Origin of the sequence: Paenibacillus sp. J2TS4 (assembly GCF_018403245.1) — a bacterium.
Classification (GTDB): domain Bacteria; phylum Bacillota; class Bacilli; order Paenibacillales; family NBRC-103111; genus Paenibacillus_L.
In genome coordinates this window covers 1-262 of the sequence record NZ_BOSH01000055.1, presented here as the reverse complement: position 1 = coordinate 262, position 262 = coordinate 1, and the positions used below count along the sequence as shown (strand labels likewise).

The 262-nt window shown below is 53.1% G+C and carries 1 tRNA gene; it reads right to left on the bottom strand.

Going from position 1 to position 262, the window contains the following annotated elements:
• Positions 1-51: 51 nt before the first annotated feature.
• Positions 52-127: transfer RNA gene (locus KJS69_RS29420), tRNA-Ala, on the bottom strand.
• Positions 128-262: the final 135 nt, after the last annotated feature.

Sequence of the window (262 nt, the reverse complement as noted above, 5' to 3'; positions counted from 1 at the left end):
GCTTCCGCGTTGGCAACTAGCAATTTCTTGCTGTTCCGACGCTGATTAGAATGGTGGAGCCAAGCGGGATCGAACCGCTGACCTCCTGCTTGCAAGGCAGGCGCTCTCCCAGCTGAGCTATGGCCCCATACTAATACCCCAAAAAGTGAAGTGATGCTTCGAGGCTAATTCCGTCCGCACCCTAACAGGGTCGGCGTCTAAACCTTCCTCTAAACGCGGTCGCTCTTCCTGACTTTGCTTCGAAATGAGGTTTATACAGTAC